Below are 16,926 nucleotides of genomic sequence, written 5' to 3'. Positions count from 1 at the left end.
CCTTGATGCGTTCGGCGCGGGCCCGGACATCGTCCGGCAAGGGGCGCGCCAGCATGAGTTCGGATTCCAGCCGCAGACCCGACAGCGGCGTGCGCAATTGGTGCGCGGCATGGCCGATGAAGCGCCGCTGCGCGGCCAGCGATGCATCCAGGCGCAGCAGCAGGTCATTGGTGTGGGTGACCAGCGGTTCGATCTCCACCGGCACGCCTGCAACCTCCAGCGGCTGCATGTCGTCGATGGAGCGTTGCCGGATCTCTTCGGACAGATGGTTCACCGACCGCAGGCCTGACCGCACGCCCTGCATCACGACCCACGCAAACAGCGCGATCAGCGCCACCTGGCCCACGACCATCAGCCAGAAGAAGTCTTCCAGCATCCACAGCGACATGTCGATCTTGTGGGTGATGACCCAGGTTGCCGCCAGGTCCAGCAGGACGAGCAGCAGAATGGGCGGCATCAGCCGGATGACGAGATGCCGGGCGAGTGATCGGGAGGGAAGCATGGGAGGGCGCGCAGCCGGAGACGGTTGGGGGGTGCGATCCTGCGTCATGGCGCGAAGCCCTCGATGAGGCGGATGAAAACGCGCGGACGGCGATCGCCGGCCGCGGCCGGCCCGTCAGGCCGTTTCCACATCCAGCATGTAGCCAAAGCCACGTACCGTCTGGATGCTGGCGCCCGTGCCTTCCAGGCGCTTGCGCAAGCGGTACACGTAGACTTCGACGGCGTTCTCGCTGAAATCCGCGTCCCAGGCGGACAGGGAATTGACGATCTGGCGCTTGGTCACGACGCGGCCCACGCGGGCCATCAGCATTTCAAGGACGGATAGTTCACGCACCGACAGCGACAGGCGCTGGCCATTGGCGCGGACTTCGCGGCCGACGGTGTCAAACACCAGCGGGCCGACTTCGATGAGCGGTTGGGCCTGGCCCGCGCGGCGCCGGCCGAAGGCGCGGACGCGCGCGGCCAGCTCGGGCAGTTCGAAGGGCTTGGTGACGTAGTCGTCCGCCCCGGCGTCCAGACCGGCAACGCGGTCTTCGATGCCATCGCGGGCGGTGAGAATGAGCACGGGGACCTGATTGCCGTCCTGCCGCAGTTGCCGCAGCACGTCCAGGCCGCTCATGCCGGGAAGATTGAGGTCAAGCAGCATGAGGTCATACGGCTGGCCCGCCAGCGCGCCCAGAACCCGGTCGCCCTCGGTCAGCCAGTCGACCGCATAACCCTGGTCGGCCAGGAATTCCTGGAGCGCATGGCCCAGGGTGGTGTCGTCTTCGATTACCAGAACTCGCATGCCGCGATTCTAGCGCGATCCAAAAAAAAAGGGGCGCGAAATGCGCCCCCCTCCTGGATTCGTTCACCCGCCGGACGGTGCCGGGGCAGCGGCCGGCGCGCCCGCCGCGGGGGCGCCCGCGGCCGGTGCACCACCCGAGGGCGGCGTCGTGACGAAACCGATGCGCGTCATGCCCGAGCGGCGCGCCGAGGCCATCACCTTGGCCAGCGTTTCGTAACGGGTGTTCTGATCGGCGCGGATGCGGATCTCGGGTTGCGGCTTGGTGCCGGCGATCGACTTGAAGCGATTGGGCAGGTCATCGATATTGACCGGCTTCTCGTCCCAGAACAGCGCGCCGCTGGCGTCGATGGCCAGGTCCACGGTCTTGGGCTCTTCCTCGATCTGCTCGGCAGCCACCTGGGGCATGTTGATCTTGATCGAGTGCGCCAGGAGCGGCGCCGTGATGATGAAGATCACCAGCAGCACCAGCATGACGTCGATCAGGGGCACCATGTTGATCTCGGACACCGCATGGCTTCCGGACCCTTTACCCTCAAAGCTGCCAAAGGCCATTATTCGCTCCCGCGTTGGGCCGCGTGGCCGTTCTGGCGACGCAGCGCGCGCACCTTGCCGTCGGACAGCGCGACTTGCTGGCCGGTGGTCAGGAACGCAAACAGGTCATGCGCAAAGGCATCCAGGCGCGACAGGTACACGCGGTTGTTGCGCACGAAGGTGTTGTACGCCAGCACGGCCGGAATTGCCACCGCCAGGCCCAGGCCCGTCATGATGAGGGCCTCGCCCACCGGACCGGCGATACGGTTGATGGTCACGCCATCGGACAGGCCGATGCCGACCAGCGCGTGATACACGCCCCACACCGTGCCGAACAGACCGACGAACGGCGCCGTCGAACCGACCGAGGCCAGCACGGTCAGGCCGTTTTCCAGCTTGGCCGTTTCTTCGTCGATGACCTTGCGCATGGTGCGCGTGACGAAATCCGAGTTGCTGCCCGACTCTTCCAGCTTGGTGGCGCCGAACTTGTTGTGGTGGGCTTGCGCGTGCATGGCGTGGCTGGCCAGATGCGAGAACGGATCGCGGGCGCCGTGCGTGCTGATTTCGTGCTCGACCTGCTCCAGCGAGCTGGCGTTCCAGAACTTGTTCAGGAAGTCCGCCGAACGCTTGCGCATGCTGACGTTGCTGCCGGCCTTGACCAGGATGAGATACCAGGTCACCAGCGACATGAGGATCAGGATGACGAACAGGCTCTTGCCCACGAAGTCGCTCTGCGCGACGAAGTGCAGGAAGCCCATGTCGGGGACAGGCGCGGGCGCAGGCACGGCCGGCAGCGCCGCCGCGGCGCTGTGCAACGCGTCGGCCGATTGCTGGACGGCGCCAGCAGCCTGCTGGACTACGTCGCCGCCGGTCGTGGCGGCTTGCTGGGCTGCGGGTGCGGCCGCGGCGGCCGCGGGCGCGGCGGCGGCAGCCGGCGCTGCCGGACTGGTGGTCGCCTGCGCCACCAGGGTGGCGCTATGCAGTGCGTTGGACATCTCAGTTCCTCATTACGAAATCGAACGGAATTTTTGCTTTGGCGGGATAGGCCACGCCATTACGGGTATACGGCTTGAAACGGCCTTTGCGGGCGGCTGCCAGCGCCGATTCGTCCAGGCGCGGAAAGCCCGACGACGCATCGATGGTGGCGCGCTCGACCAAGCCCTGGGTGTTGATTTCCACCAGCACCACGACTCGGCCCTCTTCCCGCATGCGACGCGATGCCATCGGATAGTTGGGCATCGGACGCGCACCCTGGAACTCGATGCTCGAGACCAGCACGGGCTGATCGGGAGGCGGTCCCTGCGTCGGACCCTGCGGCGCCTGCGTGCCTTCCGGCGCACCGCTGGGCGGCGTCTGCTGGGGCGGCGTGTCGGGCTTGGGCTCGGGTTTGACTTCCTGCTTGGGCTGCGGCTTGGGCTTGGGCTTGGGTTTGGGCGGAGGCGGCTTGGGCGCCGGCATCGGCGGCTTTTCAACCACCGGCTCGGGCTCGGGTTCCGGCTCGGGCTTCAATTCGGGTTCGGGCTCCGGTTCGGGCTCGATCTCGGGTTCAGGCTCGGGCGGTGTTTCGGTCACCGGCTGCGGCACCTCGGGAGTGGGTTCGGCTTTGGCGATCTGCGGGACGGGGGCGTCCACCACGCTCACCATGATTGCCTCGGGTTCCTCCAATTCAGGACGGCTTTCCGGCGCCATGAAGATGGCGCCGATCACCGCTGCATGAAGCGCGACGACCGCCAGGCCAGCGCCTGCGCGTATACCAAAAGAAGACCGCGAAGTAGAGTTCCAACCGGGTTGAAGACTAGGCATGAATCAGCCAGGGTGCATTGACTTTTCCGGCCAGCCAGAGAAATGACGCCCACAAAACAGCGGCGCCGGCTGACCGGTACAAGCCCGTCATAGTATCTCAAATGCGAATGATTCGCACGTTGTATTTCGAATGGAACAGCGTAGCACCGCTGATCGGGATCAAGGCGCAGGCAATAAAACACTTACGAAAAATGCGGCACAAAACAAAAAACCCGCCACGGGGTCGTGTGCGGGTTCATGCGGTTTGCGCGCAGCATGCTGCCGAAACCAATATCGTGTGCTTCTGGTGGGTGCTACAGGGGTCGAACCTGTGACCTACGCCGTGTAAAGGCGCCGCTCTACCAACTGAGCTAAGCACCCATTTCAGTGCAACTGCCCGGCGCGATTAGCGCGCGGGAATTACCAATTTGGGGTACTCAAAAGCAATACGCGGGCCGGAGTATACCGGACCGCGTACTTGTGGGCAAATCGCAGCGCAGTGCGCCATGCGATCCGCTGCCGTCAATCAGTTGACGGCGTCCTTCAGGGCCTTGCCCGGACGGAACTTCGGCACCTTGGCCTTCTTGATCTTGATGGTTTCGCCGGTGCGCGGGTTACGGCCAGTGCGCGCGGCGCGAGCCGACACGGCAAACGTGCCGAAACCGACCAGCGTGACCGTACCGCCCTTCTTCAGCGTGGTCTTCACGGCACCGATCAGGGCGTCGAGCGAACGGCCGGCGGCAGCCTTGGAGATATCGGCCTTGCTGGCGATGTGATCGATGAGTTCGGTTTTGTTCATGCAGGTGTACCCCTCACAAGGTGTGGAGTCTGCCGGGGGCGAAGTTCATGGCCGTCAGGATGGATGCCACAAATGGACGCGAGACCAGGCAAACGACGAACAGACAGTGGATAAACTTTTTTCTTGCGCTGCAAAGCACAACTTTTAAACTGCTGCGCCGCTTAGGATTTGCTGGCTTCTTGCCTGCAAACCGTCAGCGACGCAGACATGTATTAGGCCTTGGCGTAGAGCGGCTGTCAAGAGAAAACCTGACGGCAACCCGCGTCAATACTAGCTTTTAGGCGTTTTCGCAATAAACAAAAACGCGCATTTCGGGGTTTGCGCGACACCCCGAAAAAACACTTTAGGCTTCATCAAACGTCGGCCCAGCGGCGCAGCAGATTGTGATAAATGCCGGTGAGCTGCACGATCGACGCATGCCCCGCCACATCCTGGTTCAAGCGTTGGATGGCCACGTCCATGTCCAGCAGCAATGCACGCTGACTGTCTTCGCGCACCAGGCTCTGCATCCAGAAGAACGAACTGACGCGCGCGCCGCGCGTCACGGGATTGACCTTGTGCAGACTGGTTCCCGGGTACAGCACCATGTGCCCTGCCGGCAGCTTCACGGCGCGCGGGCCGTAGGTGTCGTCGATGACGAGCTCACCGCCGTCGTAGCTGTCGGGGTCAGAGAAAAACAACGTCGCGGACAGGTCGGTACGCACGCGCTCCGGAGAACCCGCGATGCCGCGCACGGCGTTGTCGACGTGATAGCCAAATGCCTCGCCGCCTTCGTAGCGATTGAAAAGCGGCGGAAAAATCTTGCGCGGCAACGCGGCCGACATGAAGAGATTGTTGCCCGACAGGCGCTGCAGGATCAGCGTGCCGAGCTCTTGCGCCAACGGATGCTGTTCGGGCAATTGCCGGTTGTGCTTGACCTGCCCCGACTGATGGCCGGCGGTGACCTTGCCGTCCACCCAGTCCGCGGCATCCAGCCGCTGACGGATGTCGGCCGCCTCTTGCGGCGTGAAGACTTCTGCGATCTGTATAAGCATGGGTTCCTACCCCGATTGCGTTGCCGGCGCGGCCCTGGCGAGGAGCCGCGCCTGCCGCATTATCCCTTCAGGCAACCATTGAGCGCCTGATCGAAATCAAACAGCAAATCGGCTTCGTCTTCGATGCCGACCGACACGCGGATCAGGCTGTCCGCAATGCCCATCTGCTGGCGGCGTTCGGCGCCCATCTCGTAATAGATGGTGTGGGCCGCGGGCAGCGCCAGGCTGCGCGTGTCGCCCAGGTGCGTCGCCATCAGGACGACGCGCAGGCGATTCAGGAAATCAAAGCAATCGACGCCGTCCGCCAGTTCGACGCCCAGCAGGCCGCCGAACCGCGAGCCGAAGAGCGCAGTTGCGCGCGCGTGTTGCGGGTGGCTGGCCAAGCCCGGGTAGTGAACCTCCGCCACGCCCGGGTGCTCTTCCAGAAAGCGCGCCAGCGCCAGCGCATTGGCACAATGCTTGGCCATGCGCAGGGCCAGCGTCTCGGCGCCCACCGCGATGCGGTGCGCCGGCTCGGCGGCCAGCGTGCCGCCCATGTCGCGCAGACCCTTTTTCTTGATCTGCGTAAGGCCCCAGCTGGTGGATGCGCCCTTGCGATAGGCTTCGTAGATGTTGTCGTTGCCGGCCCAGTCGTACAGTCCCGTGTCGGTCACCGCGCCGCCCAAGGCATTGCCATGCCCGCCGATGTACTTGGAGAGCGAGCTCATCACCAGCGATGCGCCCACCGAGGCGGGCCGGAACATCCACGGCGAGGTCAGCGTGTTGTCCACCACATAGACCAATCCCTTTTCGCGGCAGATCTCGCCGATCACCGCCAGGTCGGCCACCTGCGTGCCCGGGTTGGCGATGGTCTCGGTAAAGACCATGCGCGTGTTGGGCTGGATGGCGGCGCGCACCTGCGACGAATCCGTGGCGTCGACGAAGGTGATCTCAACGCCCAGTTCCTGCAGCGTGCCGAACAGGCTGTTGGTGTTGCCGAACACGAACTGGCTGGACACCAGATGATCGCCCCGGCGCAGCAGCGTGGTGAAGATGGCGGCCAACGCAGCCATGCCGGTCGAGAAGCTGACCGTGCCCTTGCCGCCTTCCATCTGGCTGATCTTGGCTTCCAGCGCGGTCGTGGTCGGGGTGCCTTGACGCGCATACGTGAAGCCCGCCTTGCCCTGGAACACCGCAGCCAGCTCGCGCGCGTCGTCGTACGCGAATTCGGACGACGGATGCATCGGCTTGTGCACCGCTCCGTGCTCGACGGATTGATTGCGGTCGGAATGGAGGATCGTGGTGGTAAAGCCGTTCTGGTGCATGATGGGCTGACGCAAGAAAGAAGGGAATCTACGGGATTAAACGAATCACGATTGGCGCTGGCGCACGGTCTCGTACAGGCAGACGGCGCTGGCGACGCTGACGTTCAGGCTTTCCACCGAACCCAGCATCGGAATGTTCACGAGCTGGTCGCAGGTTTCACGCGTGAGGCGGCGCATGCCCTCGCCTTCCGCGCCCATGACCCAGGCCATCGGCTGGCGCGCGTCGATCTTGTGCATGCTGTCGGTGGCCTGATCGTCCGTGCCGACAAGCCACACGCCACGATCCTTCAGGCTGCGCATGGTGCGCGCCAGGTTCGTCACCATCAAATACGGCACCGTGTCCGCCGCGCCGCACGCGACGCGCTGCACGGTGGCGTTCAGGCCAACGGCGCGATCGCGCGGCGCGATCACCGCGTGCACGCCCGCCGCATCGGCGGTGCGCAGGCACGCGCCCAGGTTGTGCGGATCGGTCACGCCATCAAGAATCAACAGCAGCGGCGGCCCTTCGACCACGTCGAGCACTTCGTCGACGTCCACTGCAAGCTGGCGCTCGTCGGCCAGCGCCACGACGCCTTGATGGCGGGTGCCGCGCGACAGACCGTCCAGGCGTTCCATGGGAACCGGATGCACACGGCGGCCGGCCCGCTCGGCCTGCTCGATGAATGTCTGCATGCGCTTGTCGCGGCGCGAGGCCTCGACGTAGATTTCCCTGATCGACTCGGGCGCGTGGCGCAGCCGCGCGACAACCGCGTGAAACCCGGCCAGGACTTGGGTCGACGCCATAAAACAATACCTTTAGATAAACGAATACCCGCCCCAGAGGGGGCGGGCCACCGGACAAGGCCGGCAAGAACCGCAATGTTACCCCTTACGGCCACGCCGCCCAACGACGGCATGGCCATAAGGATCCGCACCGCCGGTCAGTGGTGCTTGCGGGTGGCCTTCTTGGCGGGTGCGGCCCGCTGGGTGGCCTTGGGCGGCTTGCTGGCCTTCTTGGCCGCGGCGCGCCGCTCCTTGGCGGTCTGGCCCTTCAGGCCCGCGGGCTTGGGGGACGCAGCCTTCTTGACCCGGCGCATGGGTTCATCGGGTCCGCGCGCCGCCGCCTTGCGCAGCGCGTCGAAACTCGTACCCTGCACCAGACGGAACTCGATACGGCGCGCTTCCAGATCCACGCGCGACACCTGCACCTGCACCTTGTCGGTCAGGCGGTAGCGCATGCCGGTGCGTTCGCCACGCAGTTCGTGCAAGGCGTCGTTGAACTGGAAGTACTCGCCGCCCAGCTCCGAGACGTGCACCAAGCCCTCGACGTGCAGCGTGTCCAGGGTGACGAAGATGCCGAAGCTTGCCACGCCCGTGACCGTGCCGCTGAAGTCTTCGCCCACGCGTTCCTTGACGAACCAGCACTTGAGCCAGGCCTCGACATCGCGCGACGCCTCGTCGGCGCGGCGCTCGCTGGCAGACAGCACCAGGCCCATCTTTTCCCAGATGGCGTGCTCGTGCTCGCGCTGCGTGCGGCCGATGACGACGGCGTGGTCGTCCAGGCTGGGCACATACCGCTGCCCTGCCAGCAGCGCCTTGATAACCCGGTGCGTGAGCAGGTCGGGATACCGGCGGATCGGCGAGGTGAAGTGGCTGTAGCCCGGATAGGACAGGCCGAAGTGACCCATGTTGTCGGGGCTGTACACGGCCTGCTGCATGGAACGCAGGCACATGGTCTGCAGCAGTTGGTAGTCGGGACGCCCGCGGACGGAGTCGAGGAAATCGCCGTAGTCCTTGGCGGTGGGCGTTTCGCCTCCGCCCAGCGACAGCCCCATCGTGCGCAGGAATTCGCGCAGCGATTGCAGGCGTTCCGGCGTGGGTCCTTCATGGATGCGGTACAGGCCGGGATGCTTGCTGCGCGTCATGAAATCCGCAGCGCAGGTGTTGGCGGCCAGCATGCACTCTTCGATCAGCTTGTGCGCGTCGTTGCGCACGGACGGCACGATCTGTTCGATGCGGCCCAGCTCGTTGCAGACGATCTTGGTTTCGACGGTGTCGAAATCAATGGCGCCACGCTTCTTTCGGCCCTGCGACAGCACCTGGAAGAGTTCGTACAGGTGCTGGACCTGCGGCATCACGCTGCGCATCGCGTGCGCGGCGGGACCACCCGGCTGCTGCAGTGCCGCCCAGATGTTGGTGTAGGTCGTGCGGGCATGCGAGTGCATGACCGCGTTGTAGAACTGGTACGCCGTGACCGTGCCGGCCTTGGCGCCGCTGGCCGGGATGACCATGTCGCACACCAGCACCAGGCGGTCGACGTCCGGATTCAACGAACACAAGCCGTTGGACAACGACTCGGGCAGCATGGGAATGACCCGGCGCGGGAAGTACACGCTGGTGCCGCGCTCGATCGCATCGTCGTCCAGCGCATCGCCCGGACGCACGTAATGACTGACGTCGGCGATGGCGACCAGCAGGCGCCAGCCCGGACGCTTGCGCTGGCCCGTGCCCAGTTCCACCGGCTCGCAATACACCGCGTCGTCGAAGTCGCGGGCGTCCTCGCCGTCGATGGTGATGAGCGGCACGTCGCGCAGGTCGACCCGGTCTTTCAGGTCGGACTTGCGGACCGTATCCGGCAGGCGCGCGGCCTGCTTCAAGGCGCCATCCGTGAAGTCGACCGGCACATCGAACTTGCGCACGGCAATTTCGATTTCCATGCCGGGATCGTCGATCTCGCCCAGCACCTCGGCCACGCGGCCCAGCGGCTGCGTGTGGCGCGTGGGCTGCGCCATGATTTCCACGGCGACCACCTGCCCGTGCTGGGCGCCATTGGTGTCGCTGGGCGGAATCAGGATGTCGTGCTTGATGCGCTGATCTTCGGGCACGACGATGGACAGGCCATGCTCGTGCAGAAAGCGCCCCACCAGCTTGTTGGTGCGGCGCTCGATGACTTCGACGATGGTGCCTTCCGGCTTGCCCCGGTATTCGCCGCCCGGCTTGACCAGCACGCGGTCGCCATGCAGCACCTTGAGCATTTCGCGGGGAGACAGGAACAGATCCGGACCGCCGTCATCGCGCAGCAGAAATCCGAAGCCGTCGCGATGCCCCAGCACCTTGCCCGCGACGAAGTCGAGCTTGGTCGCCAGCAGCAGCACCCCTTTGCGGTTGGGCAGCAACTGCCCGTCGCGCTCCATGGCGCCAAGGCGGCGTTCAAACCCCACCAACGTCGCCTCGCGCTCAACGCCCATGCGCTCAGCCAGCTCAGCCGGAGACAACGGCGAACCCGCGGCGCGCAGCGCTGTCAGGATGGCTTCACGGGACGGAACATCAGGGTCGAAGTCCGGCGGCGCTTCGGGCAAGGGTGTTGATCTGTTCTTATTGGATTCGTTATTCGATCGTTTTGCCAAAGCTAAATTTTCCGTATATAATGCGCAGCTTCTGTGGTTCGCCCAAGGCTGAACACTGAAGCAGAAATGGTCAGAAAGGTTTTAAAAATCGGTTCAAAACCCGGTTTGAAAAAACCGATTGTAAAACCAACTGCATTCAGACGCATGGATTAGTTCAAAGATTGAACCCATCCAAGTGACTGGAACGCAGCGTAGCACATAGTTCTGACAGTATCTTTCAGTGCCCAGGTGGCGGAATTGGTAGACGCGCACGGTTCAGGTCCGTGTGCCGCAAGGTGTGGAGGTTCGAGTCCTCTCCTGGGCACCACGGAATTCTAATCAAGGCAGTTTTCAACTGGCTTGGTGAAATAAGGCTAAAAAGCCCCGGAAATCGAAAGGTTTCCGGGGCTTTTGCTTTTCGCGTTGGGCTTTGCCATGCGAAAAATGTCTGCTTATCGCCAGGGCACCTTGCGATTCAAATGATGACGCGCATAAAGATCGGCGCCCATGCCGTCGATCTGCCCATCGATCAACGCCTCGAATGGCGCAAGCAGCGCATCGAAGTTGCGGGGCGCCTCGATGGCGTTCATCGCGTGCGTCACGGCCTCGATGGTGGACAGCGCGCCCGCCACGTCGGCATGCCGCACCCGGTAGCGTGTCGATAAGCCCGGCGGCAGCATCACCCGAGGCAGCGCGGCAAGCGCCGGATTGATGTGCAGCAGCTTGCGCGCATGGCCCCACGTGCCGTCCGGCACAATCAGCCGGATGGGCATGCCCAGATCCTGGCCATAGCCCGGCGTCAGCACCTCGGCGCCCTCCCCGGGAAACAGCAATCGCAGCGCATGACCCGGCGCCGCCCAGTCCGATTCCGAAAAATACTCGCCCACCACGCGGCGCGCACCAGCCAGGCCCAGCACCGCAAGCCGCGCCGTGTTCAACGCGTGGCGCGCTTCGCTGGGATGCTGCAGCACCACCACGCTCGTGCGGCAAGACAACGACGGGATCAAAGCGCAAAGGCAGTGCGACAGCGGGCGCAGACAGCGCGTACAGAGGGCTCGAGACATGGGCGACACTATATCGAAAGCGGCCTGTTCGCGGCCCACTCAAAAAAAAGTGAAAAAAAAGCAGCACGACTTGCACACATCAAAAAAAGTGTGCATAATCTCGTTCCTCTGCTGCTGAACACGAAACGAAGCGAAAGCGACGCAACATGTGAAGCAACAGCGCCCAGGTGGCGGAATTGGTAGACGCGCACGGTTCAGGTCCGTGTGCCGCAAGGTGTGGAGGTTCGAGTCCTCTCCTGGGCACCAATTACTACATCACGAGGTACCTGTCGTGATGCGCCAAAAGAAAAACCCCGAATGCGAAAGCGTTCGGGGTTTTTGCTTTGCACGCGCGGTTCGTTGGCGCGGTTCGTTGGCGCGGTTCGTTGGCGCGGTTCGTTGTTTTGCACGCGCGGTCTTTCGCTTTTCGCGAGCCGCACCGCAGCCCATCGGCTGCGGCGCATGGCGGTACATGGCGTTGCGGCGCCCTACTTCAACGTGCGCGTCATCACCACGTGCGGAATGCCGGCCTCGACAAACTCCTCACCTTCAGCCTTGAAGCCGTGCGCCTCATAAAAGCCGGCGGCGTGCGTCTGCGCATGCAGCACCAGCATGCGATGGCCGTCGCCGTGACCCTGGCCGATCAGCGCATCGAGCAACTGTCCGCCCACGCCCATGCCGCGCGCCCGCTTGTGCACCGCCATCCGGCCAATGTGACCGTCAGGCAAGAGGCGCCCCGTGCCCATCGGCGTGCCATCGGGCCCGTAAGCCACGGCGTGCACGGACACCGCATCGTCGTCGTCCATCTCGATTTCCGGCGGCACGTTCTGCTCGACCACGAACACCGCATGGCGCACTGAATAAGCGTCGTCGCGCAAGCGATCCCAGGTTCCCAGCGCGATACGCACCGTTGTTTGTCTATTGGCCGACATATCCTTCCCCTACGTTGCAGCAAATGAATAACCGAATCCTACGCCGCATTTTGGCAGGGATGAAGAACGCGCGAAAAGGGGTACGATCGCGGCTTGCCCTTGCCGCCCCTGGTCCGCCATGACGCCTGCCGCACCCCCTGCCTGGTTGAAAGCCGCACCCGCGCTCTTTCTCGTGCTGTGGTCGAGCGGCTTTGTCGTATTGAAGGTGGGCCTGGCCTACGCCGATCCGCTGACGTTTCTGGCGCTGCGTTACGCCTGCGTGCTGCTGATCCTGGCGCCCCTGCTGCTGGCGCTTCGCCCGCCGCTCCCCACGCGGGCCAGCGCGTGGGGACATCTGGCCATGGTCGGTTTGCTGTTGCAGGCCGGCTACTTCTGCTTCACCTATCTGTCGCTCAAGCAGGGCATGTCGGCGGGCGGGGTGGCCCTCATCACTTCGCTTCAACCCATATTGATCGGGCTGCTGGCGCCCGCCCTCGCGCATGAACGCGTCGACGCACGGCGCTGGGCCGGACTGGCGCTGGGCGTGACGGGCGCCGCGCTGGTGATCGTGGCCAAGGCCTCGATCGATGTACTGGCGCCATTGGGACTGACTTTCGCGGTCGGGGCCTTGCTCTGCCTGACCGGCGGCACACTCTACGAAAAGCGCTTCGGCACCCAGATCCATCCGGTCGCGTCCAACTTTGTCCAGTACGGCGTCGGACTTGCCGTGTCCGCGCCGCTGGCATTTTGGCTGGAACCGATGCACATCGACTGGACGGGCCCGTTGCTGGGCTCGCTGGCGTATCTGGTGGTCGGCAATTCGCTCGTCGCCATTACCTTGCTGCTGGCAATGATCCGCCACGGCGAAGCGTCGCGCGTGTCCGCGCTGTTCTTCCTGGTGCCGCCGTGCACGGCGATCATTGCGCTGCTGATCCTGCGCGAACCCATCCCGCCGCTGGCCTGGCCCGGCATGGCGCTTGCCGCGCTTGGCATCCTGCTGGTCACGCGCAAAACGGGCAAGACCGGCGACGACGGCAAGTAGAATGAGCGCCTTTCCGCCCTCGCGCCCTCGCCCATGAACGCCGTCGTCACCGCCGCCCTGCCGGTCTTTGCGTTGATCCTGACCGGCTGGCTGGCCGCCCGCTGGCGCATCCTGGGCGCCAACGCGACCGACGCGCTGAACCGCTACGTGGTGTACCTGTCCTTGCCCGCGCTGCTGTTCCGCGCCATGACGCAGGTGGACCTGGCGCACATGGCGCACTGGGGGTTCGTCGGCGCGTTCGCGGGCGGCGTCGCCATCACGTTCCTGGTGTCCTTTCTGCCGCGCAAGCGCGGACCGCAGTCCCTGACCGACCGCAGCATCGAAGGCCTCGCGGCGTCCTACGCCAACGCCGGCTACATGGGCATTCCGCTGTGCCTTGCGCTGCTAGGCGCCGACAGCCTGGCGCCCGCAACCTTCACCACATTGCTGACCGCCAGCGTTCTGTTCGGATTTGCCATCGCGCTTATCGAGTTCGACCGCCAGCAGACGCCCAATCTACCCGCGACGCTACTCAAGGTGGGCCGCGCGCTGGTGCGCAACCCGCTGCTCGCCGCCCCCGTGCTTGGACTGGCCTGGGCCGCCACCGGCGTGGCGCTGCCCGAAGGCGTCGACCGCTACGTGGCCTTGCTCGGCGCGTCGGCCAGTCCGTGCGCGCTGGTGACCATCGGCCTCTTTCTGGCGCAGACCGAAACCGCAAGTTCCGGGCCTGGCGTGCTGCGCCTGGTGCTGGGCAAGCTGCTGCTGCAGCCGGCTGCGACGGCGGTCCTGGCGTTCTACGTGTTCTCGATGCCGCCGCTGTGGGCCTGGACGGCCGTGCTGATGAGCGCGCTGCCCATCGGCACGGGCCCCTTCATGCTGGCGAAGATGTATGGGCGCGATGCGCGGGTCACGTCGCGCGCCATCCTCGTCAGCACCGTGGCGTCGGTGCTGACGGTCAGCCTGCTCGTCGCGTGGATCAGCGCGCATCCCGTCTCATGACCTGAACACGCTCTATATAACTTGCAGTTATCGTCAAAGCACGATTCCTTCGTTTGAGAAATTTAACGCCAGGACTAGACTGGCGGCTATTCCCACGGGTGCGACTACGCACCCGTTTGCATTTACGTCTTGATCCTCGGGATTCTCCATGAGCGCCAACGCTTCCTCCCTGCCCCTGTCACCGGCCCTGCAGCCCATCCAGATCAACCGCAAGCCGCTGTGGATCGCGCTGCTGCTGGTGCTGGCCGGCGCGCTGTATCTCAACCAGACCGTCAGCTGGCGCCAAGGCGCGCTGTGGGTGATCGGCGCGCTGCTCGGCGTTACCCTGTACCACGCCTCGTTCGGCTTCACGCAGGCCTGGCGCGTGTTCGTGTCGGACCGCCGCGGCGCGGGCCTGCGCGCGCAGATGCTGATGCTGGCCGCGGGCGTGCTGCTGTTCTTCCCCTTCCTGGCTGCGGGCACGCTGTTCGGCCAGCCGGTCAACGGCTTCGTGTCGCCCCCGGGCGTATCGGTCGTGCTGGGCGCGTTCCTGTTCGGCATCGGCATGCAATTGGGCGGAGGATGCGCGTCGGGCACGCTCTTCGCCGTGGGCGGCGGCAACACCCGCATGGTGGTGACGCTGCTGTTCTTCATCGTGGGATCGGTCATCGCCACGGCCAACTTCGGCTGGTGGTCCAGCCTGCCGGCGCTGGCCCCCACCTCGCTCATCAAGACCTGGGGCCTGGCGCCCGCCATCATCGCCAATCTGGCCGTCTTTGCCCTGATCGCCTGGATCGCCACCGTGCTGGAAAAGCGCCGCCACGGCCACGTCATTTCCTTCGCGTCGCGCACCGCCCGCCCGGCCTCGCTGCTGCAGGGTCCATGGCCGCTCATCTGGGGCGGCGTGGCGCTGGTCGTGCTGAACTTTGCGACGCTGGCGCTGGCCGGTCGTCCGTGGGGCATCACGTCGGCGTTCGCGTTGTGGGGCGCCAAGGCGCTGGACGCGGCGGGCGGCGATGTCGCCACCTGGGCCTATTGGGCCAAGCAGCCGTCCTTGGCCGCGCCGCTGCGCCAGGACGTCACGACCGTCATGGACATCGGTCTCATGCTCGGCGCCCTGGCCGCCGCCAGCGCGGCCGGCAAGTTTGCCCCCGTCTGGAAGGTGCCGGCGCGCTCGCTCGCCGGCGCGGTGATCGGCGGCCTGCTGCTCGGCTACGGCGCGCGCCTGGCCTTCGGCTGCAACATCGGAGCCTACTTCAGCGGCATCCTGTCGGGCAGCCTGCATGCCTGGCTGTGGCTGCCCGCCGCGTTTGCCGGCAGCGCGCTGGGCGTGCGCCTGCGTCCGCTCTTCGGCCTGGCCGTCGAGAAGACGCCCTCGGCGTCCAGTTGCTGAAAAACTGAGTTCCAACAATGGCCTCCTGATGCGGGAGGCCATTTTTTTTGCCTCGCCGTAAAGCCAGCAGCCATGCGGGTTTCGGCGCGCCGCGCACCCGAGCATGGCACGCGCCGACGCAGGTGCGCACGACGCGTCATTCATCCGCCAGACGGCTGCGCTGGTGTATGGTGGCTCCATTCCGAAATACGGAGATGGACATGAACTGGATCGCTGGCCGTTTCACGGCCTTTTTCCTGACCCTGGCCGGCGCAGCGACCACCGCTGTGCTGGCCGCCACCGCGTCCTTGTGGTGGCTCGCGGCGGCCGTGCCGCTGGCAATGCTGGGCGCATTGGGCGTGTACGACCTGATCCAGCCGCGCCACGCCATTCGCCGCAACTATCCCGTGCTGGGCAACCTGCGCTTCCTGTTCGAATTCATCCGGCCGGAGATCCGCCAGTATTTCCTGGAGGACGACACGCAGGCCTCGCCCTTCTCTCGCGCACAGCGTTCCATCGTCTATCAGCGCGCCAAGCGCGAGATCGACAAGCGTCCCTTCGGCACCCAGGAAGACGTCTACGGCGACCGCTACGAATGGATCAACCATTCCATGTCGCCTTCGCACATCAACGACACCGACTTTCGCGTGACCGTCGGCGGACCCGATTGCACGCAGCCCTATTCCATGTCGGTGTTCAACGTGTCGGCCATGAGTTTTGGCGCGCTGTCGGCCAACGCGGTGCTGGCGCTGAACGAAGGCGCGCGGCAAGGCGACTTCGCGCACGACACGGGCGAAGGCGGCATCAGCCGCTACCATCGCCAGCCGGGCGGCAGCCTGGTGTGGAACATCGGTTCTGGCTACTTCGGTTGCCGCGACGAGCATGGCGCCTTCTCCGAAGAAGCCTTCGTGCGCAACGCCTGTACGCCACAGGTCAAGATGATCGAGATCAAGCTGTCGCAAGGCGCCAAGCCCGGCCACGGCGGCATCCTGCCCGCGGGCAAGGTGACCATCGAGATCGCCGAAGCGCGCGGCGTGGCGCCCTGGCAGGACTGCAATTCGCCGGCCAGCCATTCCGCGTTCGACAGCCCCATCGGCCTCATGAAATTCGTGGCGCGCCTGCGTGAACTCTCGGGCGGCAAGCCCGTCGGCTTCAAGTTCTGCGTGGGGCATCCGTGGGAATGGTTCGCCATCGTCAAGGCCATGCTGGAGACCGGCATCACGCCCGACTTCATCGTGGTGGATGGCGCGGAAGGCGGCACAGGCGCGGCCCCCGTCGAATTCGTGGACCACGTCGGCACACCGCTGCGCGAGGCGCTGCGGCTGGTGCACAACACGCTCATCGGCGTGAACCTGCGCGACCGCATCAAGCTGGGCGCGTCGGGCAAGATCATCACGGCGTTCGACATGGCGCGCGTGATGGCGATGGGTGCAGATTGGTGCAACGCCGCGCGCGGCTTCATGTTCGCCATCGGCTGCATCCAGGCCCAGGCCTGCCA

Annotated in this window: 16 protein-coding genes and 3 tRNA genes; 6 read left to right on the top strand and 13 right to left on the bottom strand. The window is 65.0% G+C overall.

Features of this window, described 5'->3' with window-relative positions; translation table 11 throughout:
- From RT697_RS15095 to rnr, 11 genes are all read right to left on the bottom strand, one after another.
- On the bottom strand, positions 1 to 502 hold a 502-nt coding region (locus RT697_RS15095), incomplete at its 3' end, for a histidine kinase dimerization/phospho-acceptor domain-containing protein (RefSeq protein WP_313699876.1).
- A 114-nt stretch (positions 503 to 616) separates the two neighbouring features.
- A complete protein-coding gene (locus tag RT697_RS15090) occupies positions 617 to 1,288 on the bottom strand; it encodes a response regulator transcription factor (protein ID WP_006218435.1) in 672 nt (223 codons plus the stop codon).
- Positions 1,289 to 1,351: 63 nt separating this feature from the next.
- Positions 1,352 to 1,840 carry a biopolymer transporter ExbD gene (locus tag RT697_RS15085; RefSeq protein ID WP_313699874.1) on the bottom strand — a complete coding sequence of 163 codons (489 nt, stop codon included), beginning with the start codon at positions 1,838 to 1,840 and terminating at the stop codon, positions 1,352 to 1,354.
- A complete protein-coding gene (locus RT697_RS15080; protein ID WP_313699873.1) occupies positions 1,840 to 2,814 on the bottom strand; it encodes a MotA/TolQ/ExbB proton channel family protein in 975 nt (324 codons plus the stop codon). The genes RT697_RS15085 and RT697_RS15080 overlap by 1 nt, the downstream gene beginning before the upstream one ends.
- 1 nt (position 2,815) lies before the next feature.
- Positions 2,816 to 3,622: an energy transducer TonB gene (locus tag RT697_RS15075; RefSeq protein WP_313699871.1), complete on the bottom strand. Its 807-nt coding sequence runs from the start codon at positions 3,620 to 3,622 to the stop codon at positions 2,816 to 2,818.
- Positions 3,623 to 3,906: 284 nt separating this feature from the next.
- Positions 3,907 to 3,982: transfer RNA gene (locus RT697_RS15070), tRNA-Val, on the bottom strand.
- Between the two features lie 145 nt (positions 3,983 to 4,127).
- Complete coding sequence (locus RT697_RS15065) at positions 4,128 to 4,400, bottom strand: HU family DNA-binding protein (protein WP_003812968.1); 273 nt, start codon at positions 4,398 to 4,400, stop codon at positions 4,128 to 4,130.
- Positions 4,401 to 4,753: 353 nt separating this feature from the next.
- A complete protein-coding gene (locus RT697_RS15060) occupies positions 4,754 to 5,434 on the bottom strand; it encodes a Fe2+-dependent dioxygenase (protein WP_175138754.1) in 681 nt (226 codons plus the stop codon).
- A gap of 59 nt (positions 5,435 to 5,493) precedes the next feature.
- The gene (locus RT697_RS15055) at positions 5,494 to 6,738 is read right to left on the bottom strand and encodes a cystathionine gamma-synthase family protein (protein ID WP_313699916.1); all 1,245 of its coding nucleotides are present in this window, start codon (positions 6,736 to 6,738) and stop codon (positions 5,494 to 5,496) included.
- 45 nt (positions 6,739 to 6,783) lie between these two features.
- Complete coding sequence (rlmB, locus tag RT697_RS15050) at positions 6,784 to 7,521, bottom strand: 23S rRNA (guanosine(2251)-2'-O)-methyltransferase RlmB (protein WP_313699869.1); 738 nt, start codon at positions 7,519 to 7,521, stop codon at positions 6,784 to 6,786.
- A 137-nt stretch (positions 7,522 to 7,658) separates the two neighbouring features.
- Entirely contained in the window at positions 7,659 to 10,124 is a 2,466-nt protein-coding gene (gene rnr / locus RT697_RS15045; protein ID WP_313699868.1) for a ribonuclease R, read from the bottom strand.
- A 222-nt stretch (positions 10,125 to 10,346) separates the two neighbouring features.
- Between rnr and RT697_RS15040 the strand changes: the two genes are divergently transcribed.
- A tRNA-Leu gene (locus RT697_RS15040) sits at positions 10,347 to 10,431 on the top strand.
- A 124-nt stretch (positions 10,432 to 10,555) separates the two neighbouring features.
- Here RT697_RS15040 and RT697_RS15035 read toward each other — a convergent pair.
- A complete protein-coding gene (locus RT697_RS15035; RefSeq protein WP_313699866.1) occupies positions 10,556 to 11,167 on the bottom strand; it encodes a DTW domain-containing protein in 612 nt (203 codons plus the stop codon).
- 161 nt (positions 11,168 to 11,328) lie between these two features.
- Here RT697_RS15035 and RT697_RS15030 point away from each other — a divergent pair.
- Positions 11,329 to 11,413: transfer RNA gene (locus RT697_RS15030), tRNA-Leu, on the top strand.
- A gap of 221 nt (positions 11,414 to 11,634) precedes the next feature.
- Here RT697_RS15030 and RT697_RS15025 read toward each other — a convergent pair.
- Positions 11,635 to 12,078 (bottom strand): GNAT family N-acetyltransferase, encoded by a 444-nt coding sequence (locus RT697_RS15025; RefSeq protein ID WP_175124586.1) that lies wholly within the window; start codon positions 12,076 to 12,078, stop codon positions 11,635 to 11,637.
- A gap of 118 nt (positions 12,079 to 12,196) precedes the next feature.
- Between RT697_RS15025 and RT697_RS15020 the strand changes: the two genes are divergently transcribed.
- The 4 genes from RT697_RS15020 to RT697_RS15005 all read left to right on the top strand — a co-directional run.
- Positions 12,197 to 13,099: a DMT family transporter gene (locus RT697_RS15020; RefSeq protein ID WP_313699865.1), complete on the top strand. Its 903-nt coding sequence runs from the start codon at positions 12,197 to 12,199 to the stop codon at positions 13,097 to 13,099.
- A gap of 33 nt (positions 13,100 to 13,132) precedes the next feature.
- Complete coding sequence (locus RT697_RS15015) at positions 13,133 to 14,077, top strand: AEC family transporter (protein WP_313699863.1); 945 nt, start codon at positions 13,133 to 13,135, stop codon at positions 14,075 to 14,077.
- Between the two features lie 148 nt (positions 14,078 to 14,225).
- A complete protein-coding gene (locus RT697_RS15010) occupies positions 14,226 to 15,449 on the top strand; it encodes a YeeE/YedE family protein (protein WP_313699862.1) in 1,224 nt (407 codons plus the stop codon).
- Positions 15,450 to 15,649: 200 nt separating this feature from the next.
- On the top strand, positions 15,650 to 16,926 hold a 1,277-nt coding region (locus tag RT697_RS15005; RefSeq protein ID WP_313699860.1), incomplete at its 3' end, for an FMN-binding glutamate synthase family protein.

The organism is Achromobacter sp. (assembly GCF_032113835.1).
GTDB lineage: Bacteria > Pseudomonadota > Gammaproteobacteria > Burkholderiales > Burkholderiaceae_B > Achromobacter.
Note: the sequence above shows the minus strand (reverse complement) of the source record. Positions and strands in the feature narration are given on the sequence as shown.